This is a genomic window from Acinetobacter sp. YH01020, from assembly GCF_013420275.1.
Taxonomy (GTDB): Bacteria; Pseudomonadota; Gammaproteobacteria; order Pseudomonadales; family Moraxellaceae; genus Acinetobacter; species Acinetobacter amyesii.
On the sequence record NZ_VOYN01000123.1, the window covers coordinates 1 to 1,311 of the forward strand.

The window sequence follows — 1,311 nt, forward strand, 5'->3', positions numbered from 1 at the left end:
TCCAATTTAATCCACAAAGTTTAATCAGACTTTGCACAAAGCCAGTGACCATACGTAAAGATAGACGGAATAAGGATTTAATCATTAAGCAGCATTGGATAGCTGCGTCGGAGTAGGTTTGATTTCGTCCATGTTTGTCTTGTGATTGTGCATACCACTGGGTCTTAGTGTCAAACCAAATTGAAATATTTCCTCGATTTATTAATGCTCGATTATAAGAAGACCAATTGGTGGTACGATAAATTTTAGGTGCAGGCTTGTTCATTTGGAAATTATATTGTGGAATAAGCCCTTAACGATAGGTTTGTGCAACAAAGCCGATTATTGTCAATGGTTAGGTAAGCAAGTCGGCATTCCTATGAATTTACCTACTGAAGCCCAATGGGAGTATGCTGCTCGAAATAAAGGACAATATATAATTTCCACCACAGATAATGGGAAGTATGAAGTGGGTCGTAATGTTTGGAGTGATGAGCAAAGAGATCAAGTCAGTAAAAGTTTAAATTTTAGTGCTATTGTTCCTTTGCTAGGTCATTTCCCAACAACACCCTTAGGGTTCTACGATATGGCAACTGATAACCATGAATGGATGTCTGATTGGTTTGACCCACAGTATTACAAAAATTCACCTGAACTCAATCCACAGGGGCCAAAGTCTGGATTATTAAAATCCGTAAGGAGTACACATCAAGAAGGAGCAGCACAAAGTTTAGCATTAGGAGGTGCAGCAACCACTATTTATAGAAGAGGAAAGGAACCAAATCCTCAATACGAAAAAGGTGATGACAGTATAGATTATATTAACATTAATAACAGCACATCCGTGCGCTGTGCTTCAAACTCACCGAAACCTTTTCCTAAGCCATAAGTTTAGATTTTCGAATGTTGGATGGCTTATGCCATCCAAGTTTGATTAACATCTTCGTGACTTATACATATCCAAATCTAACTCTTCGATTGGTTTTGGTGCTTGTACTAAAAAACTTTCAGGTTTTTCTAAGCCTTCAGCTATTTGTATTTGTCTAAACTCAGGCGAGTCAATACAATGCTTATGACTTTAATGCAGGCTTGGGTGGTAGTCCGATTCAGCAGTTGTCTTGATTTATATTAAAAAAGCCATGAGGGGCTTTTTATTTCATTCTTTATCAAATTTGTAATTAAGACCACTAAAAAAATAAAATCTTTTCAATAGACTTCCTTCATAAATCATTTTTCAATCAATTTAATTGTTTATCTTTCACCCAATCTAAATTGTATATGCCAGCAAGTAAATTAAACCGCAGGTTTAATCGTTTACGACGATTTCTATAT

General features: G+C 36.2%; 2 protein-coding genes. One reads left to right on the forward strand and one right to left on the reverse strand.

All coding sequences use genetic code 11. From position 1 onward, the window contains the following. On the reverse strand, positions 1 to 265 hold a 265-nt coding region (locus tag FTT85_RS18425; RefSeq protein ID WP_180184119.1), incomplete at its 3' end, for a transposase. Positions 266 to 277: 12 nt separating this feature from the next. Here FTT85_RS18425 and FTT85_RS18430 point away from each other — a divergent pair. Next, entirely contained in the window at positions 278 to 868 is a 591-nt protein-coding gene (locus FTT85_RS18430; protein ID WP_306674430.1) for an SUMF1/EgtB/PvdO family nonheme iron enzyme, read from the forward strand. Positions 869 to 1,311 lie beyond the last annotated feature (443 nt).